We start from the raw sequence: 21,624 nt of genomic DNA, 5'->3' as shown, positions 1-21,624 counted from the left end.
ACGACGACAGACGTCACTTCGACGTGTCGTAGAATAGCTGTGCATGTACCGTGCGCCTCGTCTGGCAGGAAGACCATCGCCGTCCCGCCCTGGTCGCATGGTACGCACTGCTCGACGCCGGTAACGCGCCGGCACCTCGACTGCTCAGGAGGAGCATGCCGCACAACGGTCAACGCCGTGCATCCGGCCGTGGTTCATCACGGACCGCAGCACGCCACGATGACGATGCCCCGATCATCCCGATCCTTGCCCGCAAGGTCCGAGAGGTCGAGGCAAAGGCGCAAAAAGGCAAGGTCGGCCCGACCAACCGCACGAAATTTCAGGTGATCGCATTCCTCGTGCGCGAAGAGCGCGCACGTGTGAAATCCGATGAGACCCTGAGCGATTCATCGCGGGCAGAACTGCTGAAGCGACTCGATGGCGTCGCCACGATCCTCGCTAAGACGGCAGCACGCGACACATCGCTCATCAGCCTGCTCGAAGTCGACCAGGCGACAAGCCCAGTCGCTCAGCGTATGCGCCGTGACTGGCTGATCGAATCCGGCAAAGAGCTCTCGCCAGACGAACTGATCATCACCGTCGAGAAGCCCGCGGCCGAACCGACGGTGCCCGCCGAACTCGCCGAGAAGCAAGTGCTGCCGCAATCTGTGAAGTCCCGCCTTCTCGCGAGCCCCTTCCGCGCCCCCGACTTCTCGCGCGCGGCGCAAAACGAGACCGTGCGTCGTCGCCTCGATGGCTGGGAACTGATGGGGCCGCTGTACAAGGCATTCGAAGCGGGTGCTGGAGGCGGCTCCGCGACCATGAACCTGCCCGAAGCGCCGAAGCTCGACAGGCTCGCCCCCAAGGGACTCGAGATCATGAGGCACCAGGCGCGTTTCGTCGAGAGCGTGCGGGACGGCCACCGGACGTTCCTTCTCGCCGATGAACCAGGACTCGGCAAGACCGCACAGTCCGTGCTCGCAGCATCCGTCGCCGACGCCTACCCGCTCCTCGCTGTCGTGCCCAACGTCGTCAAGATGAACTGGGCGCGTGAGGTCGAGCAATGGACACCGCAGCGACGGGTCACCGTCATTCACGGTGATGGCCGCGACGTCGATGCATTCGCCGATGTCTTCGTCGTCAACTACGCAGTCCTCGACCGCCACCTGTCATGGCTGGGGACACTCGGATTCCGCGGCATGGTCGTCGACGAAGCGCACTTCATCAAGAACCTGCACTCGCAGCGCTCGCAACACGTGCTCTCTCTGTCGAACCGGATCCGTCAGAATGCACCCGGCGGCAACCCGCTGCTGATGGCGCTGACAGGAACGCCGCTGATCAACGACGTTGAAGACTTCAACGCGATCTGGCAGTTCCTCGGCTGGGTGAAAGACGGCAAGCCGACGGCTGCACTCATGGAGAAACTCGACGCGACAGGCCTCACTCCCGCCGACAACGGGTTCTATCGCGAAGCACGCGAGGCGGTCATCAGCATGGGGATCGTACGCCGCCGCAAAATGGACGTGGCGAAAGATCTCCCCTCGAAGCGCGTGGCAGACCTTCCGGTCGAGCTCGACGACGACGAGGCCCGGTCGATTCGCGCCGCCGAGCGTGAGCTCGCCGAGCGGCTCAAGGCGCGCTACCAGCGCATCATCACGGCGCGTGGCGACGAGCCGTCGACGGTCGACAGCGACATCATCCGCCTCGTCGCGCAGTCAGAGCTCGACGAGTCGAAGGGTGCACGCGGCACAGAGAACGTCTTTACGATGGTGCGTCGCATCGGACAGGCCAAGGCTCAGCTCGCCGCGGACTACGCCGGTCAGCTCGCGCGTTCCGTGGGGAAGGTCGTGTTCTTCGCCAAGCACATCGATGTCATGAACTCCGCAGAAGAGGCGTTCGCGCAGCAGGGAATCTCGACTGTCTCGCTTCGTGGCGACCAGACGGCTCTGGCACGTCAGCAGGCTGTCGACGCGTTCAACAACGATCCGACGGTCTCTGTCGCTGTCTGCTCGTTGACCGCGGCAGGCGTGGGTGTGAACCTTCAGGCGGCGTCGAACGTCGTCCTCGCCGAGCTGTCGTGGACGGATGCCGAGCAGACGCAGGCCATTGACCGCGTACACCGCATCGGGCAGGAAGAACCGGTCACCGCATGGCGCATCATCGCCGCGCACACTCTCGACACGAAGATCGCCGAGCTTATCGACTCGAAGAAGGGCCTCGCTGCCCGCGCGCTCGATGGAAGCGACACCGAGGCCGGGTCGCAGGATGCTGTTCAGCTCACCGCCCTCATCGGGCTCCTGCAGGATGCGCTCGAGGATCGATGAGTTCCCAGCAAGGGCGCTATCCGCAGAAGTCGTTCTCACGCCCCGCGCTCGCCCCGGCGATCATCGCGGGAATCGCCTTGATGGCGGGCGCTGCGCTGATCGGCAGCGAGTGGTTCATCATCGTTCGGTTCGCCGTCGCGATTCTCGTCGCGGTCATGGGAGTGTTCGCGGTGCAGGCAAAGGCATACGCGTGGCTCATCGTCATCGTGCCGGTCGTCGTCGCGTGGAACCCGGTCTTCCCGATCACGATGGGCGGCATCGGGTGGGCGATTGCCCACCTTCTCGTGCCGATTGCTCTCGTTGTCGCGGGCTACCTGATCACCGTGCCAACGCCATCGTCAGAGCGTTCGCGTCGCTGAGCAGCACAGCTCTCTGCCGCTGCTGACAATCAGCGAGTTCAGGCCAGCCCGGCGAGAGTCTTCTGAACGTCGGCGAGGGAAGGGTTCGTCGCGGCACTGCCATCGGGGTAGAGCACCGTCGGAACCGTCTGGTTGCCGTCGTTGACGCGCTCGACGACCTCGGCCGCACCATCGGCCTCTTCGATGTTGATTTCGGTGTACTCGATTCCCGCACTCTGCAGCTGTGTCTTGAGGCGTTTGCAGTACCCGCACCAGGTGGTGCTGAACATGGTGATCGAACCGGTCTCGGGTGTGTAGTCCATACAGCCACCATAATCCGGTACGGTCCGGCGAGGGGCAGGATGCCGCTGGGCAGAACCGGAGCGACCGAATGGAGCCAAGCGGGACCGATGAACCGCCGTAAGTTGCCTGGTCGGCGCGATGTGTGGGTGTGGACCGCGTGGGCTCGGGCTGGGAGCTGAGCTCAGCGGAGCGTGGGACCTCGAGTCGTGGATGTAACAGGAGGTGCCGTGCCCGACAGCATCCGATTCACTCGTATACTTGGACGCAATACACTATTGTGACTTCACGAATGAACGGAGACGACGGATGCTGCAGGCAACACCCGTCGCCCTGCTTGACGGCGTCACGGTCACGTACGGTCAGGCAACCGCGCTCGACAGCATCGACCTGACGATCGACCGCGGTGAGATCATCGGCATCATCGGTGAGTCCGGAGCGGGCAAATCAACGCTCCTCAACGTTCTCGACGCGGTGGAGACTCCCAGCGCAGGGCGCGTGCTCGTCGAGGGAACCGATCCGACGGAGCTCAGTGCTCGCGAGCGTCGCCTGCTGCGGCGGCGTATCGGCATGGTTTTCCAGGGTTTCAACCTGCTGTCGAATCGTACGGTCAGGCAAAACATCGCTCTGCCGCTGAAGCTTCAGCGGCGCCGTGACCCGGCGCTGATCGCCGAACTCCTCGACTACGTCGGGTTGGGCGACTACGCGGATCGCTATCCGGCACAGCTCTCCGGCGGACAGCTGCAGCGCGTTGCAATTGCCCGAGCGCTCGTCACGCGCCCCGGTCTCGTGCTGTGCGACGAGCCGACAAGCGCCCTCGACACCCGAACCACCGAAGACATCCTCACACTGCTGGCCGACACACGCCGAGACTTCGGAACGACAATCGTTCTGGTCACTCACGAGCTCGACGCCGTTGGCGCGATCTGCGATCGCGCTGCGGTCCTCGAGAACGGGAGTCTGATGAGCGTCTTCCCCATCGCGCCCTCGGCACGCGAGCGGCCGCGCGAGACGAGCTATCTTGCGCATGCCCGGAGGGTTCTCGGCGCATGAACGACCTCCTCGAATCGTTCGCCGCCAACGCAGACGAGATCGGAATCGCCCTTGCGGAGACCGGGTTCATGCTCGCGTTCTCGCTCGCGGCCGCCGTGCTCATCGGGCTTCCCCTCGGCGTGATGATCTTTCTGACGCGCCCGGGCGGCGCGCAGCAGAGCACACCGCTGTGGTCTGTCGCGAACCTCTACGTCACTGTGGTGCGATCCTTCCCGTTTCTTCTCTTCGTGGTGTTCCTCATTCCGCTGACGCGCGCTCTGTACGGTACGACGTTCGGAACCGGTGCCGCGACATTTCCGCTGTGCTTCGTCGGCGTCGCCATCTACGCCCGACTCGTCGAGCAGATCCTCCTCGAAGTTCCGCCTGGCATCCTGCAGGCCGCCCGCTCGATGGGTGCGAGCTCGGCCCAGACCGTCGTCAGCTTTCTCCTCGTCGAGGCACGCTCCGGCCTCGTCTACGCGCTCACGTCCGCCGCGATCAGCCTGATCTCGTACTCGACAGTGCTCGGCATCGTCGGAGGCGGTGGGCTCGGTGACTTCGCTCTGCGCTACGGATACCAGGAGTACGACTACGGCCTCATGTACTCGACGATCGTCATCGTGATCGTCTGCGTCCTGCTGCTGCAGACCGCGGGCGAAAAGGTATCCGCCGCTCTCGACCGACGGTGATCTCCGACACTCTCAGCACCCGCACCACCACAGACGAAAGGTTCCGATGAAACTCCGCCCACTTGCCGCGCTCACGATCGCGGCACTTGCCCTGGTCACCACCGGCTGCAGCGCTGCGTCTGGCAGCGCGGACGACGGTCCCGTCACGATCCGCGTGGCCGCAACGGTGACCCCCATGACGGATGCTGTCGAAGCGGCGGCCGAGGTGATCGAAGACGGATACGAGATCGAACTCGTACCGGTGTCGGACTACGTGCAGCCGAACATCCTGCTGAAGAACAAGGAGATCGACGCGAACCTCGTGCAGTTCCCCTCCTTCATGGAAGAGTTCAACGCGAAAAACGACGCCGACCTCGTGGCCGTCCAACCGGTGTACAAGACCGTTGTCGCCTTCTACTCCAAGACCCTCGCGTCGCTCGACGACCTGCCCGACGGCGGCAGCGTCGTGATCCCGAACGACAAGGCGAATGCGGGCCGGGCGCTGCAGATGCTCGCCGACGCCGAGCTGATTACTCTTGATGAGAACGTCGAGCGATTCTCTGCCGCGGTCGGTGACATCGTCGAGAATCCCCGTGACCTTCAGATCACCCAGGTCGACTTGATGCAGCTGAACACCGCGTATGACGAGGCCGATGCGGTCTTCAACCTGCCCTCCTTCGCCCGGCAGCTCGACCTCACACCCGAAGACGACGGGCTGATGGTCGAACAGGACAAGGCGTTCGAGGTGACGATGGCTGCACGCCCAGACAATCAGGACTCACCGGAGATCGCTGCTCTCGCGGCCGCGCTCTCGAGCGATCACGTCCGTGAGGTGCTCACCGATCTCGGAGTGCCCGCCGCGTTCTGACGCGCGGCGTCACACAGCGCGCAGCACAAGAGAGGCGTTGTGCCCGCCGAAGCCGAAGGAGTTCGTCACGACCGCGCGGAGGCGGGCCGGGCGAGCCTCGTCGGCGACAACATCGAGTTCCGGAAACTCCGGATCGTCGAGGTTGATCGTCGGAGGGACCACGCCATCGCGGATGCTGAGAAGCGCGACTGCCGCTTCAAGAGTGCCCGCAGCTCCCAGAAGGTGACCGGTCGTCGATTTCGTCGAGGTGACTGGGAGGGTCCGGATGCTGTCGCCGAACACCGTGCGCAGGGCACTGGCCTCCATCGCGTCGTTCAGAGGTGTTCCGGTGCCATGCGCGTTGACATGGTCGACGTCGGCTGGCAGCATCCTGGAATCGTCAATGGCGAGGCGCATCGCTGCGACGGCTCCGCGTCCGTCGGGACGGGGCGCTGTCGGATGGTGGGCATCTGAGGTCACGCCGAAGCCTGCGACCTCGCCCAGCACGGTGGCACCGCGAGCTGCCGCGTGCTCCGCCGATTCTAGAAGGACTGCGGCGGCACCCGCCGACATGACGAAGCCACTGCGCGATCTGTCGAACGGGCGGCTTGCTCGCGCTGGCTCGTCAGCGAAACCGGGCGCGAGCGCACCCAGCGACGAGTTCACGGCGAGGTTCACCCGGTTGAGACAGTCGTCGGCTCCGACGACGAGCACGGTGTCGGCGTAGCCGTGGCGGATCGCCCGCATCGCTTCGCCGAGCGCCACCGTCCCGCTCGCGCACGTGGCAGAAAGCCCCATGCTCGCGCCCCGAGCATCGTAGAGCTGGCTCAGGTAGGCCGCGGCAGCATCCGGGCCGCCATAGACGACGACGCCGGGAGGAATGCGCCGGGGACCGCGTTTGTCGAGGGCGCGGACGGCCTCCTGAGTCAGTGTCACGGGGCCTGATCCTGTGGCGACTGTGACGCCGAAGCGATCGGGGTCACGCGGCCCCGCCTCGCGCATCGCCTCGTGCGCCGCCGCGATGGCATACACGGCGTGCGGGTCGAGACGTCGAGCGTCGGAGCGCGACACATGGTCAAGGGGATCGAACGCGGACACCTCGCCTCCGACGGAGACCGCGAGGTCTGACACGTCAACGGATTCGAGCGCGCGGATCCCGCTGCGCCCCGCGACGACAGCGTCCCACGTCCCGGCCATGGTCGTGGCCTGGGGCGTCACAGCGCCGACTCCGGTGACGACAGCGCGCCGCGGCGCGTTCACAGCCGCTCTGCCGATCCGGTCAGAAGGAGGTCGACAACGGCGACGCGACGGATCTTTCCGCCTGCCGTGCGCGGCAGTTCATTCGCCCGGTAGTACCGGTGAGGCAGGAACTGCGGGGCGAGAAGATCACGCAGGCCTCGCTGCATCACCGCCTTGGGGGGTGCCTCGGCGGCTTCGACGGCGACGGCGATCAGCGAGCCGAGCGCCGGGTCGGGCAGAGCCACAGCGCAGCAGGTCTCGCAGCCCGGGATGCTGGCAAGCGCCCGCTCGACCTGGGGAAGGGAGACCTTGTGGCCGCCTGAGACGGCGATGTCTCCGGCCCGGCCCGCGAGGCTGATCATCCCGTCTTCGATCGATGCCTGATCGTTGACGCTTGCCCAGCCGTCGGCGCCCGTGATGCGTTCAGAACTCGTCGCGGCTAGATAATGCTCGACGGCCGAGGCCACCCGCACGTAGAGCGTGCCGATCTCGCCGTCTGGAACGAGAGTATCGCCGTCCCGAACACTGACCTCGACGCCGTCGAACGGGGTGAGCCGCGTGCCGTCTCCCGCGTCGCTGTAGCCGATGAAGCCGATCTCCGACGCACCGTAGTAGCTGCGCAGGTGCGCGTCGGGTGCGGCCTTTTCAAACACCGTGCGGATGCTCTCGCTTTGATTTGCACCACCGGTGATCACCGTGCGAAGCGATGTGAGGTCGAGCCCGGCGTGCTCGGCAGCACGAGCGAGCGCGAGAAGCATCGAGGGCACGCCGACGAAGCGCTGAATCTGCTCACCGTCGATGGAGCGGGCCGACGCGATGGCATCGAAGCCCGACTGCAGATGAAGCGACCCGCCTGTTGCCATGACCTCGACAAGGGCGTAGAGCGTGAGGCTGTACGACACGGGGCCGGGAGCAATCGTGGCGACTCCCTCTTCTGCTCCCAGGTACCGGCGGCTGATCTCGACATTGTGATCCCAGCTTTCACGCGTGCGCACGAAGCCCTTGGGCAGGTCCGTGGTGCCGGAGGTGAACAGCAGAAGGAACGGCTCCTCGCGGGGGCGCACCTCGGGGCCGAGCGATGGGGGTGCGGATGCTGCCAGCTCGTCGAACCGTTGAAGCGAGACGACGCTCCCGGTCCAGCCCTTCAGCTGCGACAGACTCTGCTCGAAATCGGCGTCGTCTGTGATCACGAGTGCCGCGTCGACACGCTTCATGATCTCGACACGATGGGAGAGGGGCCACAGCGGGTCGACGACGGCGATGATGGCGCGAAAGCCGTTGACGCCGCAGAGGAACCGGGCCACATCGATGGAACGCGACAGCGAGACGGCGATGATGGGGATGCCCTGCGTTTCATCCGGCGGGCGAGGCGCACGAGCATCCGCTCCCTGGGCAAGGATCTGCTCGGCGCCGCTGCGGATGCGCGTACCGGCGGAGACAAGTTGAGCGTAGCTGTAACGCTCACCGTCACCGGCAAGCGCGAGACGGTCGGGATCGGCCTCGGCAACGTTGAGGATGGTGCGCGTGAAGGGCATACGTCGAGCTTAGTTCCGTCGCGTCTGGGCGGCTTGTGCCCGTCTCGATGACGACGTCGATCCGTCGAGGCGCTATTGTCGTCTGGTGAAGCAACGGCGCTGACCTGTCCATTCCCCCCGACCCAATGGAACGAGATTATTTCATGAGAATCGGCGTACTCACGAGCGGCGGCGACTGCCCGGGCCTGAACGCGGTGATCCGCGGAGCTGTCCTCAAAGGCACGAAGATCCACAGTCAGGAGTTCGTGGGCATTCGTGATGGCTGGAAGGGCGTCGTCGAGGGCCTGACGATGCCGCTCGACCGTCACAGCGTCCGCGGCCTCAGCAAACAGGGCGGCACGATCCTCGGCACGAGTCGCACAAATCCGTTCGAAGGACCACACGGCGGTCCCGAGAACGTGCAGGCGACTCTCGATCGCATCGGCGTCGACGCGCTCATCGCGATCGGGGGAGAGGGGACGCTCGCCGCGGCCAAGCGCCTCACGGATGCTGGCCTCAACATCGTCGGCGTGCCGAAGACCATTGACAACGACCTCGACGCCACCGATTACTCGTTCGGCTTCGACACGGCCGTCGAGATCGCAACGGAGGCGATCGACAGACTGCGGACGACTGGGGAGTCGCACAAGCGCTGCATGGTCGTCGAGGTCATGGGGCGGCACGTGGGCTGGATCGCCCTGCACGCTGGCATGGCGGCCGGTGCGCACGCCATTCTGGTCCCCGAGCAGCCACAGTCCATGGAACAGATTGTGCACTGGGTAGAATCCGTCGCCGATCGCGGGCGAGCGCCGGTCGTCGTCGTCTCCGAGGGCTTCACGCTCGACACCATGGAGACGGCGCATTCCGAGAAGGGCCTCGATGCATTCAACAGGCCGCGTCTCGGCGGCATCGCCGATGTTCTGGCGCCCGAGATCGAATCGCGTACGGGAATCGAATCGCGTTCAACCGTCCTCGGTCACCTGCAGCGCGGGGGCGTCCCGAGCGCGTATGACCGCGTGCTGGCGACTCGTCTGGGCATGGCGGCCATCGACTCGGTCATGAACGGCGAGTGGGGCACGATGCTGGCACTTCACGGAACAGATATCGTCAACGTTCCGTTCGAAGACGCGCTCGGCGGGCTGAAGACCGTTCCGCAGGACCGCTACGACGAAGCTGCGATTCTCTTCGGCTGACCATCCGACATGAGCGGCGGCCCGGTGTTCCCGGGCCGCCGCTCATGTCGTGTGAGACGAGTGCGAGTTCAGTGCGCGACAGTGACATCCGCGCAGCCGAGAACATCCAGGATCCATGCCATCTCCCACGCGCGTTCCCGCCACGCAGCGTATCGACCGCTGACGCCCCCATGGCCAGCGTGCATTTCGGTGCGCAGCAGGGCCGGGGCCTCCACGTCGCGCAGCCGAGCGACCCACTTGGCCGGCTCCGCATAGAACACTCGCGTGTCATTGAGGCTCGTGGTCGCCAGAATGCGGGGATACGCGACGTCGTCACGCACATTCTCGTACGGCGAGTACGACTTCATGTACGCATAGACATCGGAATCGTGCAGAGGGTCGCCCCATTCGTCCCACTCGATCACCGTGAGCGGTAGCTCAGGGTTCAGGATCGTCGTCAGCGCATCGACGAAAGGCACGGCCGCGTGCACTCCGGCGAAGAGCTCCGGAGCGAGGTTCAGCATCGCGCCCATCAGCAGACCTCCGGCGCTGCCGCCCTCGGCGACGAGGCGATCGGGAGTGGTGTGCCCGGCGTCGACAAGGTGTTGAGCAGAGTCGACGAAGTCGGTGAACGAGTTCTTCTTGTTCAGCAGCTTGCCGTCTTCGTACCAACGGCGTCCCAGGTCGCCTCCACCGCGCACGTGTGCGATCGCGAACGTCACGCCGCGGTCAAGAAGCGACAGGCGCGCGATCGAGAAGCCGGGGTTCATGCTGTGCTCATAGGCCCCGTATCCGAACATGAGCAGGGGGCCGGATGCTGCTCCGCGCCGTCGTACGATCGAGAGCGGAATTCGCTCCCCGTCGCGCGCGGTTGCCCACTCGCGTGACTGCTCGTAGTTCTCGGGGTCGTAGCCGCCGAGGACCGGCTGCTGTTTGAGGAGGGTCAGTGACTGGGACGCGGGATCGAGTGCGTAGACAGTGCTTGGCGTGACGAACGATGTATAGCTGAGCCGGAGAGTCGGCTGTTCCCATTCGGGATTGCCCCCGAAACCGACCGTATACAGGCTCTCGTCGAAAACCACCGGAGCGACCGAGAGGTTCTCCAGCGTCGACGACGCATCCAGCTCGATGGTCGCGATGCGGGTCAGCCCGCCCTCGCGGTATTCGAGGGCGAGACGGTCGCGGAACGCCTCGACGGACTCGAGCCGCACGGCATCGTCGTGGGGGAGCACCGTGACAGCAGCATCCGGATCGCCGAGAGCATCGGCATCGATGGCGACGAGCTCGAAATTCTCGGCGGCGGCATTGTGCAGGATGAGCAGCACTGAGCGCCCGCCGATGACCGCGTGCTCGACCTCGTACTCGACACCCTCCCTACGCTGCCAGATCACGCGAGGTTCGCTTTCCGGAGCATCGGCGTCGATCAGCATCCACTCACTCGTGATGTTCGAGCCGACAGCGATCACGATGTATCTGCCGCTGCGGGTGACACCAACGCCCGCCCAATACCTGTCGTCCGGCTCGTGGAAGACTCGCTGATCCTCCGCGGCCGCGGTACCGACGCGATGACGCCAGACGGTGTCGGGGCGCCATGTGTCATCGACGGTCGTGTAGAAGACCCATTCGCCGTCCGGCGAGAAGACGGCGCCTGAGAACGTACCGGGCACATGGTCCGCGAGGTTGGCACCGGTCGTCAGATCCCGAATGCGCAGCGTGTACCGCTCATCTCCGACGGCATCGATCGCGTACAGCATCCGTGTGCCGTCTCGGCTGATGTCGAACGAGCCGAGTCGGTAAAAGTCATGTCCGTCGGCCTCGATGTTGTCATCGAGAACGACCTCCTCACCGTCGACGTCGCCGCTCTCGGTGTCCGGCGGTGTCCAATCAGCGGCCGGAGCGCGCACATGAGCGGCGTACTGCTTGCCTTCGAACGTCCGCGAGTAATACCACCAGGCGCCTTCGCGAACAGGCACCGACAGATCGGTCTCCTGAGTGTGCGCTTTGATCTCGTCGAACAGCGTCTGGCGCAGCGGGGCGAGATGGGCAGTTGCGGAATCGGCGTAGGCATTCTCACGATTCAAATAATCGGTCACCGCCGGATCGTCTTTGTCGCTCAGCCAGTGGTAGGGATCGTTGACGGTGTCGCCGTGATGTGTGCGTGCAAAATCGCGACGCGGTGCGCGTGGTGCATCAGTCATGTGACAACGCTATCCGTTCGCCGGCGGCGGACAGGAGCATCGGAGCGATTACGGTGGAGTCATGACTGAGATCCCCGCACGCCAGCTTCGCGATGACACGTCCCTGCCCGCTCTTGGCTTCGGAACTTATCCACTCAAGGGAGAGGAGGGGACGGCAGCGGTGCTGTCAGCCCTTGACGCCGGCTACCGGCTCATCGACACCGCTGTCAACTACGAGAACGAGGATGTTGTCGGGCGTGCGCTCGCCGAGACCGACGTTCATCGCTCAGACATTGTGGTGGCCACGAAGCTTCCCGGTCGGCACCACGGGTACCAGGAGACGCTCGACTCATTCGAAGCGTCGCGGGCAGCCCTCGGTGTCGATGTGATCGACCTGTATCTCATCCACTGGCCGAATCCCAGCGTGGATAAATATGTTGATGCATGGCGAGCGATGATCGATCTGCAGGCGGACGGCACGGTGTGCTCAATCGGTGTGTCGAACTTCACACGGGACTACCTCACCCGGCTCGCCGCCGAGACCGGGGTGCTTCCCGCGGTGAACCAGATCGAGGTTCATCCGTACTTCCCGCAGGAGCAGCTGATCGAGTTTCACGCCCAGCACGACATCCTCACGGAGGCATGGAGCCCCTTGGGAAAGTCAGCCGCCCCCTACAACGAGCAGACGATCGTCGAGATCGCCGACCGGCACGGCGTCACTCCCGCGCAGGCCGTTCTGCGCTGGCACATCGAGCGCGGTGTCGTTCCGATTCCGAAATCGGCGAGCCCCGACAGGCAGCGTCAGAACCTCGATGTGTTCGGGTTCTCGCTCAGCTCTGACGAGGTTGCGGCCATCACGTCGCTCGGGTCGCCGGATGGACGGCTGTTCGGCGGTGACCCGACTGTGCACGAGGAGATGTGACAAGGCTCGCCTGAGTTGACCGATATGGCGTGCCGGTGCAAGACTCGATACCGTCAGCGCCCGCCGCGGGTGTCCAGACGCGGACGTTCCCGTGAAATGGCGGGGACAGACGTTCGTACACCGGCTTCGAATCAGAGACCCTACTGGTGGAAATAACCTCCCTCGTCGTCATCCTCGTTATCGCGTTCGCGTTGTTCTTCGACTTCACGAACGGTTTTCACGACACCGCTAACGCGATGGCGACTCCCATCGCCACCGGGGCGATGAAGCCGAAGGTGGCCGTGGGCGTCGCCGCCATTCTGAATCTCATCGGCGCGTTCCTGTCCACGGAAGTGGCACGCACGATCTCGGGCGGGATTATCCGCGAAGGAGATGAGGGTGTTCTGATCACACCCGCACTGATCTTCGCGGGGCTTCTCGGAGCGATCGTCTGGAACATGCTGACCTGGTTGCTCGGGCTGCCGTCGAGTTCGTCGCATGCCCTGTTCGGCGGGCTGATTGGCGCAGCGCTCGTGGGCGTCGGCATTCATTCCGTCGACTTTTCGGTGATGCTGTCCAAGGTGATCCTTCCGGCCCTCGTCGCCCCTGTCACCGCCGGTGTCATCGCGTTCATCACGACGCGCATGGCCTATGCGCTGACGCGGCGCTACGACAAGAAGGCTGATGGCCGCAGCGGTTTCCGGTTCGGCCAGATCTTTACATCGTCACTCGTTGCACTCTCGCACGGCACGAACGACGCCCAAAAAACCATGGGAATCATCACGCTGACCCTCATCGCCGTCGGCTCCCAAGACATCGGGACCGGCCCGCAGTTCTGGGTGATCCTCGTGTGCGCCCTCGCGATCGCGCTCGGCACCTATATCGGCGGATGGCGCATCATCAAGACGCTCGGCACAGGACTCACCGAGGTGAAACCAGCGCAGGGCTTTGCAGCCGAAGCGTCAACCGCCGCCACGATTCTCGCCTCGAGCCACCTCGGATTCGCTTTGTCGACCACGCAGGTTGCGTCGGGGTCGGTTATCGGCTCTGGACTCGGCCGCCGCGGGTCGAAGGTGCGTTGGGGCACGGCGGGCCGGATCGCCGTGGGATGGCTGATGACGCTGCCCTCCGCGGCGATTGTCGGAGCGGCTGCCGCATTCCTCGCGGGAATCGGTCCTCTCGGACTGTTGATCGACACCATCGTGGGCGTTGCCGTCATTCTTGGCATTTACCTCTGGTCCCGGCGGGACAAGGTCGATCACAGCAACGCTGTCGCTGACGTCGCGGCGTCAGGAGGCGCCGTCAAGATCACGAAGCCGCGTCGTAAGAAGAAAAAGGCGAAATCATGATCGACTGGATGGCCTTTCTCATTGTTTTCATCGCGGCGCTGATCGCCGCTGCCGCCGTCGTCGGCCTGTACGCGCTGGGGCTGAGGCTACTCGTCACAGCGGGCCGTGCTCCGCTCGTCGCGCCGGCCGAGTTCACCGATGCCATCACGGTGATGAGCGAGAAGAAGCGGTTGCGGGAAGAGAAGCGTGTGGAGAAGGCGGTGCGGAAGAACCCACTCACTCCCGCTCAGCGCATGATCGCGCGCATCGGCGCGTACGCGTGCTTCGTCGTCTGCGGTGGCGCAGTCGTCTACGGGATCTATCTGATCATCCCGCTCTTTCACTGAGTGATCGCGCCCGGTGATCAGTTGGTGCCGCGCCACCGGCCGACCCATGTCATCACGTGGTAGATGACGATCGCGGCAATCGTGCCGAATGCGATGCCATTGAACGTGACTCCGGAGCCCTCGTCGCTCCAGATGAAGTTCGCGATGCCGATGATGAGCGCCGTCGCAGCGGTGAACTGATTGGCCGGCTTGTTGAAGTCGACTCGGTTGTCGATCCAGATCTTCACGCCGATGATCCCGATCATGCCGTAGAGGGCCGTCGTCACTCCACCGAGGACGCCCGCCGGGATCGTGTCGATCACCGCACCGAATTTCGGTGAGAGCGAGAGCAGCACGGCGACGATTCCCGCCACCCAGTAAGCGGCCGTCGAATAGACGCGCGTGGCGGCCATGACCCCGATGTTCTCACCGTACGTCGTTGTTGCGGATCCGCCTCCGGCTCCGGCGAGGATCGTGGCGAGCCCGTCCGCGATGAGGCCGCGGCCGGTCTGCGCATTCACGGACGGGTCGGTCATCTGAGCCACACCGCGGATATGGCCGACGTTCTCGGCGATGAGCACCAGGACGACGGGGAGGAAAGCAGGCAGCAGCCCCCAGAGGGTGAGGTCGGTGAATGGGTTGGCCGGCGCTGTGAGGACGGGCAGGCCGAACCAGTCGGCCGCCTCGATCGCCGAGAAGTCGACTTCGCCCCGCACCGTGGCACAGATATAGCCGACGACCACCCCGATGAAGATCGACAGACGGCCAAGGATGCCGCGAAACAGCACGGACGAGACGACGACAGCGGCGAGCGTCACCGTGGCGCTGACGGGTGCCACCTTGTAGTTGTTCCACGCCTCGGGCCCGAGATTGAAGCCGATGAGCGCCACGATCGTTCCGGCGACGACGGGAGGCATCACGGCGTCGATCCACCCAGATCCCGTCCATTGCACAATTGCGCCGACAAGTGCCAGGAGGAGACCGACAGCGATGATGCCGAACTGTGCGCCACCCATGCTGTGAGTGGCTGTCGCCGCAGTGATCGGTGCGATGAAGGCGAATGATGAGCCCAGATAGCTGGGGAGCTTGTTCTGCGTGATGAGCAGAAAGAGCAGCGTCCCGATTCCGGAGAACAGCAGAGTCGTGCTGGGGCTGAAACCGGTGAGCACGGGAACGAGGAACGTCGCACCGAACATGGCGATGACGTGCTGCGCTCCGATGCCGATCGTGCGCGGCCAGCTGAGGCGTTCCGCTGGACCGACGACTTCTTGCGCTCCGATGTCCTTGCCATCACCGTGCACTGCCCAGGGAAGTCGCATGTGTCCTCGCTCTCACTGGGGGTCTCGCGCCGTGCGGCCCCGAAGATACCGTACAGGCAGCTGTGCGACGGGGCCCGGAGCGACGAAGCACAATATGATGTTCGACGGCGGTCGATGACCGCGCACTGATCAGAGCGGGCGACGAACGTCGCCCAGGAGGGAGCGCCGCGTGGCGACCGACACGGCGACGCCAGGACGTCTCGACCGCTATTTCGAGATCACGACCCGCGGCTCCACCATCGGCGCCGAATTGCGCGGCGGGTTGGTGACGTTCGTTGCGATGGCGTACATCGTGATCCTCAATCCGATCATCCTGTCCTCGGGGACGGATGTCGATGGCCAGGCACTCGATTTCGCACAGCTCTCGGCAGTGACCGCATTCACTGCGGGCCTGATGACGATTCTGTTCGGCGTCGTCGCACGGCTGCCGTTTGCTTTCGCGGCGGGACTCGGGATCAATTCATTCCTGGCCTTCAGCGTTGTCGGAGAGGTCACCTGGGCCGAGGCGATGGGGCTGGTCGTCATCAACGGCATCATCATCGTCGTTCTCGCCGCCACAGGCCTGCGACGCATGATCTTTGATGCGGTTCCCATGCAGCTCAAGATCTCGATCACCGTGGGGATCGGCGTGTTCATCGCCTTCATCGGCCTTGTGAATGCCGGATTCGTCACGTCGACGGGGGAGTCGTCTCCTCCTGTCGGCCTCGGCATCGATGGCTCTGTCGCGACAGGTCCGACGACGATCTTCGTCGTCACGCTTCTCATCTGCGGTGTGCTGGTCGCCCGTCGGGTCAAGGGCGGGCTCCTCATCGGCATCCTCGTGGGAACCGTCATCGCGATGATCGTTGAGAGCATCTTCCACCTCGGCTCGTCGACCGACAATTCTGGAGGTTGGGGACTCGCGGTGCCCGCACTGCCGTCACGCGTCTTCAGCCTTCCCGATCTCGGCTTGATCGGCCAGGTGTCGTTCGGCAGCTTCGAGCGGATCGGGGTGTTGGCAGCGCTCATGCTCGTATTCACCCTGGTCTTCACCAACTTCTTTGACGCCATGGGCACGATGACGGGATTGTCGAAAGAGGCTGGGCTCGCGGATGATCGGGGAACCTTCCCACGGCTGAAGTCGGCGCTTATTGTCGAGGGTGTGGGAGCGGTCGCCGGAGGCCTGACGTCAGGCTCGTCGAACACCGTCTTCGTCGAGTCGGGTGCAGGCATCGGCGAGGGGGCGCGCACCGGGCTCGCCAACGTCGTCTCAGGCGTGCTTTTCCTGCTGGCGATGTTCCTCACACCGCTGACAAGCATCGTCCCGAGCGAGGTGGCGGCCGCCGCTCTCGTCGTCGTGGGCGGGATGATGATGTCACAGATCCGAGAGATCGAGTGGACCGACTTCTCCATCACTCTCCCCGTGTTTCTCACTGTCGCCATCATGCCGCTGACGTACTCCATCGCGAACGGGATCGGCGCGGGATTCATCGCGTGGGTCGTTGTGCGGTCGCTGACGGGTAAGGCCCGCGAGATCAGCCCGCTTCTCTGGATCGTCGCGGCTGGCTTCCTCGTCTACTTCGCTCGCGGACCCATTGAGGCGCTGCTGGGCTGAGACGGTGCTGTGCTGATGCGCCCGAGCCCGGCGATTTCGCCGGTAGAGTCGCTGTCATGAGCGAACGTCCGACACGAACGGAAACCGACTCTCTCGGATCGATGGAGATCCCCAGCGACGCGTACTGGGGCATCCACACCGCGAGGGCATTCGAGAACTTTGACATCTCCAAGCGTCCGATCTCGGTGTATCCCCACCTGATCGTCGCCTTAGCCTCGGTCAAACAGGCAGCAGCACGCGCAAATGCCGAATTGGGTGCTCTGAATGCCGAGAAGGCAGACCTGATTGACCGTGCGTGCCAGCGGGTGATTGACGGAGAATTCCACGAGGAATTCTGCGTCGGCGTCATCCAGGGAGGCGCGGGAACCTCGACGAACATGAACGCGAACGAGGTCATCACCAACATCGCGCTTGAGATGGCTGGCCACGAAAAGGGCGATTACGCGTATATCTCGCCGTACGACCACACGAACCGCAGTCAGTCCACCAACGATGTTTACCCCACGGCCATCAAGATCGCGCTTGCGCGGTCACTCACGGATCTTCTTGATGAGCTCGATCTGCTGCGTCAGTCGTTTGCCGCGAAGGGGCAGGAATTCCGCCACACGCTCAAGGTGGGGCGTACGCAGCTTCAGGATGCTGTTCCCATGACGCTCGGGCAGGAGTTCCACGGATTCGCCACAACGCTCGGCGAGGACCACAGGCGACTGTCCGAGACGATCTGGCTTCTGGCCGAGATCAACTTGGGGGCAACAGCGATCGGAACCGGCATCACGGCTGACCCTCGCTACGCGTCGGTTGTGGTGCGTCACCTCAATGAGATCACGGGGCTCAAGCTCGAGACGGCACCCGATCTTGTGGAATCGACGAGCGATGCCGGCGCGTTCATGTCGTTCAGCAGCGCACTCAAGCGCTCGGCCATTAAGCTGTCCAAAATCTGCAACGATCTGCGCCTCCTCTCGAGCGGACCGCAGGCCGGCTTCGGCGAGATCAACCTTCCGGCGAAGCAGGCAGGGTCATCGATCATGCCGGGCAAGGTCAACCCCGTGATCCCCGAGGTGATGAACCAGATCGCCTTCTCCGTCGTCGGAGCAGACACCACGGTGACCATGGCCGCAGAAGGCGGTCAACTGCAGTTGAACGCATTCGAGCCCGTCATCGCGCACTCGCTTCTTCAGAGCATCCTGTGGATGGCGCGCGGATGCCAGACGCTCCGAGTGAACTCAATCGACGGCATCACAGCGAACGAGGACAGACTCGAGACAATGGTCGGCACCTCTGTCGGCGTCGTCACCGCGTTGACCCCGTTCATCGGGTACACGGCGGCCGCGGCACTTGCGAAGACGGCTCTCCTGACGAACCGAAACATCGCCGACCTCGTCGTCGAGGCTGATCTGATGTCGCGTGAAGACGTGACGAAGCAGCTGTCGCCAGCCCGGCTTTCCGGACTCGAAGCTGTCACGATGGCGATTCCGGTGATCGACGATGCGGATCACGCCCCAGTGGGCAGCGAGTCAACGGAGTCCACCGACTCCTGATTCGCTACTTTCCCGCCACAGCATCCGGCCGCGCGCTCTGATGCTGTGGCGGTACTGGCCGCTCGGATGCTGTGACGGCACGGGTCGGTGCGCGAAACGGGGTATGGCCAGCGCGGTGGCAGAGGGCCTCAGTGAGCGGGAGGTCGTGGGTGACTGCCGCGTTAACGTCCTCATCGCCCGGTGTTCGCGGCTTCACCTGCGAATCGGACCGGGCGATGAGTTTGTCCATTAAGGATGCCTCTCATCAAGGGGGAAAGCAAGCATCACTGGCCGTGACATCCTGTTTCAGGTTGCCGCTGGCCGGTCAGTCGGCTTGGATGGACCTATGACCGAATCCAACAAGACAAAGCCCGAGGTCGACGCTCCCGTCGGACCCGCCCCCGAAACACTCGAGATCACCGACATCGATCTGGGGGATGGCGACGAAGCGCTCGCCTCGTCGACGGTCGACGTGCACTATCTTGGTGTCTCTTACGATAGCGGCGAAGAATTCGACTCGTCGTGGAGCCGTGGAGAGAGCATCAACTTTCCACTGCGCAATCTGATCGCCGGGTGGCAGGAGGGGATCCCCGGCATGCGCGTCGGCGGACGCCGTCAGCTCACGGTTCCCCCGCATCTGGCCTACGGGCCGGCCGGGGGAGGTCACCCGCTCTCCGGTCAGACGCTGATCTTCATCATCGATCTTCTCGGAGTGCGGTAGCTCTCGTGACAGCTGCTGCTCGAGTTCTCGAACTCAGCGAGACGATCCCGGACTTCCCGAAGCCCGGGATCGTCTTTCGCGACCTGACCCCGGCGTTCGCCGACCCCGAGACTCTTCGCCGTGTTGTCGACGAGCTTGGTTCCGGTGTCGCCGGCGGTTTTGACGTCGTCGCCGGCATCGAGGCACGAGGATTCCTTCTCGCCTCGGCGCTTGCCTACTCTACGGGCACCCGTCTGCTCGCCATCCGCAAAGAGGGGAAGCTCCCGGGAGATATCCTTCGTGAGGAATATTCGCTCGAATACGGCACAGCTGCCTTGGAGCTGAAGCCGACGACTCTCCCCGCGGGCTCCCGCGTCCTCATCGTCGATGACGTTCTTGCGACGGGCGGAAGCTGCCGCGCCGCGGCACGGCTGGTAGAACGTGCCGGGGCAATCGTCGCCGGGTTCGGGCTCGTCCTCGCACTCGACGGGCTCGGCGGAATCGAAGCTCTCCGCGATTACCCTGTTCGCGTGCTCCTGACCGAATCTGCGGATCCCTCTGCCTGATCAAGCGCCCGTGTGAGGTCCTGCTCGAGATCGCGCACATCTTCGAGGCCGACGGAAACACGCACGATCCCGTCTCCTGGGCGGGCCGTCGCAGCGACCGGGCGGTGAGTGAGCGATGCCGGATGCTGCACGAGAGTATCGACGCCGCCGAGCGACACGGCATGGCACGCAATCGAGACGGCATCGACGAACCGGCATGCCGCGGAAAACCCGCCGGCAAGGTCAAGAGCGAAGACGGACCCGGAGCCCGACATCTGCCGGGCGACCACATCGCCGTCCGAGGCGAGCCCGGGGTAGTGAAGGGTGGCCACAGCCGGATGCTGTCGAAGAACGTCGACCAGACGCCGAGCGTTCTCCTGCTGCGCACGCACGCGGATGGGCAGGGTCCGAAGCCCACGGTGCAGCTGATACGCCGCCGACGGGTGCAGCAGCGCTCCGGTGAGTGCGCGTACATGCCTGATGCGGCGTATCCACGGCTCTGGGCCGGCGATGATGCCGCCCATGACGTCTCCGTGGCCCCCGAGAAACTTCGTGGCACTGTGCAGAACGAGCGTTGCGCCCTGCTCGCGCGGTCTCTGCAGCACGGGCGTGGCGAACGTGTTGTCTACGAGGACGGGGACCGATCCGGCTTGGCGTACGACGCTGCCGATGTCGACGACATCGAGCGTGGGGTTCGCGGGCGTCTCACAGACGACGAGGGCCGTCGTAGGAGAGATGTGCCTTCCGACTGTCTCCGGCGTCGCCCACGTGACGCGCGTCCCCAGCAGACCACTGTCGAGGACATGATCGGTGCCGCCGTAGAGCGGCCTGATGGCGACGATGTCCGCATCGCCGGCAGCGGTGATGGCTGTCAGCGTCGCGGTGAGTGCGGCCATCCCCGTGCTGAAGGCGGCTGCGGAGTCCGTGCCCTCGAGACCGGCAAGTGAGTGCTCAAAGCGAGCGACGCCGTCGTTCCAGAGCCGCTGGTACACGGGCGAGTCGTCGGCGCCACGGGAGCCGCCTCCCGCCAGGTTCTCGTACGAGTCACCTCCCGTTCGAACATCGGGAAGTGGATTCGTCGTCGACAGATCGATGACTGGAACGTGGGATCCTGACTCGCGCACGGACTCCATGCCACCGTGCACGGCACGTGTATCAAAGCGAACGTCTCTGTTCATGCTGTGATTAAGACAGAATCTGTGGCAATGTTCAAGGACGACTGAAGTTTTCGCGAAACCACTCCCAAACAGCAAAGAAGCTTCAACGCGAACCCGTGTGAGGTAAGACAATGACGAACACCCCCCAACTCGACAAGACCGACAGAGCGCTGCTGAAAGCCCTGTCCCTGAACGCACGCGCATCGGGCTCGCAGCTCGCGCACGATCTCGGGATCGCGGAGTCAACAGTGTCGCTGCGCCTCAAGCGTCTGCAGCGATCGGGCGATATCACAGGCTATTACGCCGACATCGATCTTGCCGTGCTTGGCGCTCCGATTCAGGCGGTGATCGCCATTCAGCTCACACAGCACGACAGATCGGACATCGAGGCCTTCCGTCGCGAGGTGACTACCTGGCCCGGCGTTCTCTCCCTCTTCCACCTCGGAGGCCGAGACGACTACCTGCTGCATGTCGCCGCGCGCAGTACGACAGAGCTGCGTGATTTCGTCGTGAAGTACGTCACAGGCCACGCTGTCGTTGCGCATTCCGAGACGAACATCGTTTTCGAACACGTCAAGGGAACGGGGTGGCAGGAGCTTCTCGACTGATCCGGCACATCTGCCCGACACGGTTGCCACACGCTCGTG

General features: G+C 64.2%; 21 protein-coding genes. 14 read left to right on the top strand and 7 right to left on the bottom strand.

Going from position 1 to position 21,624, the window contains the following annotated elements; genetic code table 11:
• The first annotated feature begins 155 nt into the window (after positions 1-155).
• Positions 156-2,303, top strand: coding sequence for a DEAD/DEAH box helicase (locus tag OK352_RS08610; protein ID WP_265141061.1), 2,148 nt, complete (start codon positions 156-158; stop codon positions 2,301-2,303).
• Positions 2,300-2,662, top strand: a complete 363-nt coding sequence (locus OK352_RS08605; RefSeq protein ID WP_265141060.1) for a DUF6804 family protein — start codon at positions 2,300-2,302, stop codon at positions 2,660-2,662. Before OK352_RS08610 ends, OK352_RS08605 begins: the two co-directional genes overlap by 4 nt.
• 38 nt (positions 2,663-2,700) lie before the next feature.
• Here OK352_RS08605 and OK352_RS08600 read toward each other — a convergent pair whose 3' ends face one another.
• A complete protein-coding gene (locus OK352_RS08600; protein WP_265141059.1) occupies positions 2,701-2,964 on the bottom strand; it encodes a mycoredoxin in 264 nt (87 codons plus the stop codon).
• 286 nt (positions 2,965-3,250) lie between these two features.
• Between OK352_RS08600 and OK352_RS08595 the strand changes: the two genes are divergently transcribed.
• From OK352_RS08595 to OK352_RS08585, 3 genes are read left to right on the top strand one after another with little or no spacing between them, the layout of a single operon-like run.
• Positions 3,251-3,994, top strand: a complete 744-nt coding sequence (locus OK352_RS08595) for a methionine ABC transporter ATP-binding protein (RefSeq protein WP_265141058.1) — start codon at positions 3,251-3,253, stop codon at positions 3,992-3,994.
• Positions 3,991-4,662, top strand: a complete 672-nt coding sequence (locus tag OK352_RS08590) for a methionine ABC transporter permease (protein WP_265141057.1) — start codon at positions 3,991-3,993, stop codon at positions 4,660-4,662. The genes OK352_RS08595 and OK352_RS08590 overlap by 4 nt, the downstream gene beginning before the upstream one ends.
• A 46-nt stretch (positions 4,663-4,708) precedes the next feature.
• Positions 4,709-5,509 (top strand): MetQ/NlpA family ABC transporter substrate-binding protein, encoded by an 801-nt coding sequence (locus OK352_RS08585; protein ID WP_265141056.1) that lies wholly within the window; start codon positions 4,709-4,711, stop codon positions 5,507-5,509.
• A gap of 9 nt (positions 5,510-5,518) precedes the next feature.
• On the opposite strand, the gene OK352_RS08580 is transcribed toward OK352_RS08585, so the two are convergent.
• Positions 5,519-6,748, bottom strand: coding sequence for a beta-ketoacyl-[acyl-carrier-protein] synthase family protein (locus OK352_RS08580; protein ID WP_265141055.1), 1,230 nt, complete (start codon positions 6,746-6,748; stop codon positions 5,519-5,521).
• Positions 6,745-8,262: a class I adenylate-forming enzyme family protein gene (locus tag OK352_RS08575; protein WP_265141054.1), complete on the bottom strand. Its 1,518-nt coding sequence runs from the start codon at positions 8,260-8,262 to the stop codon at positions 6,745-6,747. Before OK352_RS08575 ends, OK352_RS08580 begins: the two co-directional genes overlap by 4 nt.
• Positions 8,263-8,405: 143 nt before the next feature.
• Between OK352_RS08575 and OK352_RS08570 the strand changes: the two genes are divergently transcribed.
• Positions 8,406-9,434 carry a 6-phosphofructokinase gene (locus OK352_RS08570; protein ID WP_265141053.1) on the top strand — a complete coding sequence of 343 codons (1,029 nt, stop codon included), beginning with the start codon at positions 8,406-8,408 and terminating at the stop codon, positions 9,432-9,434.
• 68 nt (positions 9,435-9,502) lie between these two features.
• Here OK352_RS08570 and OK352_RS08565 read toward each other — a convergent pair whose 3' ends face one another.
• Positions 9,503-11,611 (bottom strand): S9 family peptidase, encoded by a 2,109-nt coding sequence (locus OK352_RS08565; RefSeq protein WP_265141052.1) that lies wholly within the window; start codon positions 11,609-11,611, stop codon positions 9,503-9,505.
• Positions 11,612-11,672: 61 nt separating this feature from the next.
• On the opposite strand from OK352_RS08565, the gene OK352_RS08560 reads away from it, so the two are divergent.
• The 3 genes from OK352_RS08560 to OK352_RS08550 all read left to right on the top strand — a co-directional run bounded on the left by OK352_RS08560 (position 11,673) and on the right by OK352_RS08550 (position 14,166).
• Entirely contained in the window at positions 11,673-12,512 is an 840-nt protein-coding gene (locus OK352_RS08560; protein WP_265141051.1) for an aldo/keto reductase, read from the top strand.
• A 146-nt stretch (positions 12,513-12,658) separates the two neighbouring features.
• Positions 12,659-13,840 (top strand): inorganic phosphate transporter, encoded by a 1,182-nt coding sequence (locus tag OK352_RS08555; protein ID WP_265141050.1) that lies wholly within the window; start codon positions 12,659-12,661, stop codon positions 13,838-13,840.
• A complete protein-coding gene (locus OK352_RS08550) occupies positions 13,837-14,166 on the top strand; it encodes a peptidase (RefSeq protein ID WP_265141049.1) in 330 nt (109 codons plus the stop codon). The genes OK352_RS08555 and OK352_RS08550 overlap by 4 nt, the downstream gene beginning before the upstream one ends.
• 17 nt (positions 14,167-14,183) lie before the next feature.
• On the opposite strand, the gene OK352_RS08545 is transcribed toward OK352_RS08550, so the two are convergent.
• A complete protein-coding gene (locus OK352_RS08545) occupies positions 14,184-15,464 on the bottom strand; it encodes a uracil-xanthine permease family protein (protein WP_265141048.1) in 1,281 nt (426 codons plus the stop codon).
• Between the two features lie 169 nt (positions 15,465-15,633).
• Here OK352_RS08545 and OK352_RS08540 point away from each other — a divergent pair, with 169 nt between their 5' ends.
• Together OK352_RS08540 and OK352_RS08535 are read left to right on the top strand one after the other, a co-directional pair.
• Positions 15,634-17,058: an NCS2 family permease gene (locus OK352_RS08540; RefSeq protein ID WP_265141047.1), complete on the top strand. Its 1,425-nt coding sequence runs from the start codon at positions 15,634-15,636 to the stop codon at positions 17,056-17,058.
• A 56-nt stretch (positions 17,059-17,114) separates the two neighbouring features.
• On the top strand, positions 17,115-18,596 hold the full coding sequence (locus tag OK352_RS08535; RefSeq protein ID WP_265141046.1) for an aspartate ammonia-lyase: 1,482 nt from the start codon (positions 17,115-17,117) through the stop codon (positions 18,594-18,596).
• 4 nt (positions 18,597-18,600) lie between these two features.
• Here OK352_RS08535 and OK352_RS08530 read toward each other — a convergent pair whose 3' ends face one another.
• Positions 18,601-18,825 (bottom strand): hypothetical protein, encoded by a 225-nt coding sequence (locus OK352_RS08530; RefSeq protein ID WP_265141045.1) that lies wholly within the window; start codon positions 18,823-18,825, stop codon positions 18,601-18,603.
• Between the two features lie 96 nt (positions 18,826-18,921).
• Between OK352_RS08530 and OK352_RS08525 the strand changes: the two genes are divergently transcribed.
• Positions 18,922-19,296 carry an FKBP-type peptidyl-prolyl cis-trans isomerase gene (locus OK352_RS08525; RefSeq protein ID WP_265141044.1) on the top strand — a complete coding sequence of 125 codons (375 nt, stop codon included), beginning with the start codon at positions 18,922-18,924 and terminating at the stop codon, positions 19,294-19,296.
• Between the two features lie 5 nt (positions 19,297-19,301).
• The gene (locus OK352_RS08520; RefSeq protein ID WP_265141043.1) at positions 19,302-19,841 is read left to right on the top strand and encodes an adenine phosphoribosyltransferase; all 540 of its coding nucleotides are present in this window, start codon (positions 19,302-19,304) and stop codon (positions 19,839-19,841) included.
• On the opposite strand, the gene OK352_RS08515 is transcribed toward OK352_RS08520, so the two are convergent.
• Positions 19,793-20,998, bottom strand: coding sequence for a trans-sulfuration enzyme family protein (locus tag OK352_RS08515; protein ID WP_265141042.1), 1,206 nt, complete (start codon positions 20,996-20,998; stop codon positions 19,793-19,795). The two genes, OK352_RS08520 and OK352_RS08515, sit on opposite strands and share 49 nt — an antisense overlap.
• A gap of 110 nt (positions 20,999-21,108) precedes the next feature.
• Here OK352_RS08515 and OK352_RS08510 point away from each other — a divergent pair, with 110 nt between their 5' ends.
• Complete coding sequence (locus OK352_RS08510) at positions 21,109-21,585, top strand: Lrp/AsnC family transcriptional regulator (protein WP_265141041.1); 477 nt, start codon at positions 21,109-21,111, stop codon at positions 21,583-21,585.
• The last annotated feature ends 39 nt before the right edge of the window (positions 21,586-21,624 follow it).

Origin of the sequence: Microbacterium sp. MPKO10 (assembly GCF_026107415.2) — a bacterium.
Taxonomy (GTDB): domain Bacteria; phylum Actinomycetota; class Actinomycetes; order Actinomycetales; family Microbacteriaceae; genus Paramicrobacterium.
Note: the sequence above shows the minus strand (reverse complement) of the source record. Positions and strands in the feature narration are given on the sequence as shown.

Coding starts and splice junctions, on each gene's coding strand:
- OK352_RS08510 (WP_265141041.1), top strand. CDS start 21,109: ATGACGAACACCCCCCAACTCGACAAGACCGACAGAGCGCTGCTGAAA.
- OK352_RS08600 (WP_265141059.1), bottom strand. CDS start 2,964: ATGGACTACACACCCGAGACCGGTTCGATCACCATGTTCAGCACCACC.
- OK352_RS08525 (WP_265141044.1), top strand. CDS start 18,922: ATGACCGAATCCAACAAGACAAAGCCCGAGGTCGACGCTCCCGTCGGA.
- OK352_RS08595 (WP_265141058.1), top strand. CDS start 3,251: ATGCTGCAGGCAACACCCGTCGCCCTGCTTGACGGCGTCACGGTCACG.
- OK352_RS08575 (WP_265141054.1), bottom strand. CDS start 8,262: ATGCCCTTCACGCGCACCATCCTCAACGTTGCCGAGGCCGATCCCGAC.
- OK352_RS08610 (WP_265141061.1), top strand. CDS start 156: ATGCCGCACAACGGTCAACGCCGTGCATCCGGCCGTGGTTCATCACGG.
- OK352_RS08585 (WP_265141056.1), top strand. CDS start 4,709: ATGAAACTCCGCCCACTTGCCGCGCTCACGATCGCGGCACTTGCCCTG.
- OK352_RS08570 (WP_265141053.1), top strand. CDS start 8,406: ATGAGAATCGGCGTACTCACGAGCGGCGGCGACTGCCCGGGCCTGAAC.
- OK352_RS08535 (WP_265141046.1), top strand. CDS start 17,115: ATGAGCGAACGTCCGACACGAACGGAAACCGACTCTCTCGGATCGATG.
- OK352_RS08605 (WP_265141060.1), top strand. CDS start 2,300: ATGAGTTCCCAGCAAGGGCGCTATCCGCAGAAGTCGTTCTCACGCCCC.
- OK352_RS08515 (WP_265141042.1), bottom strand. CDS start 20,998: ATGAACAGAGACGTTCGCTTTGATACACGTGCCGTGCACGGTGGCATG.
- OK352_RS08565 (WP_265141052.1), bottom strand. CDS start 11,611: ATGACTGATGCACCACGCGCACCGCGTCGCGATTTTGCACGCACACAT.
- OK352_RS08590 (WP_265141057.1), top strand. CDS start 3,991: ATGAACGACCTCCTCGAATCGTTCGCCGCCAACGCAGACGAGATCGGA.
- OK352_RS08550 (WP_265141049.1), top strand. CDS start 13,837: ATGATCGACTGGATGGCCTTTCTCATTGTTTTCATCGCGGCGCTGATC.
- OK352_RS08560 (WP_265141051.1), top strand. CDS start 11,673: ATGACTGAGATCCCCGCACGCCAGCTTCGCGATGACACGTCCCTGCCC.
- OK352_RS08530 (WP_265141045.1), bottom strand. CDS start 18,825: ATGGACAAACTCATCGCCCGGTCCGATTCGCAGGTGAAGCCGCGAACA.
- OK352_RS08545 (WP_265141048.1), bottom strand. CDS start 15,464: ATGCGACTTCCCTGGGCAGTGCACGGTGATGGCAAGGACATCGGAGCG.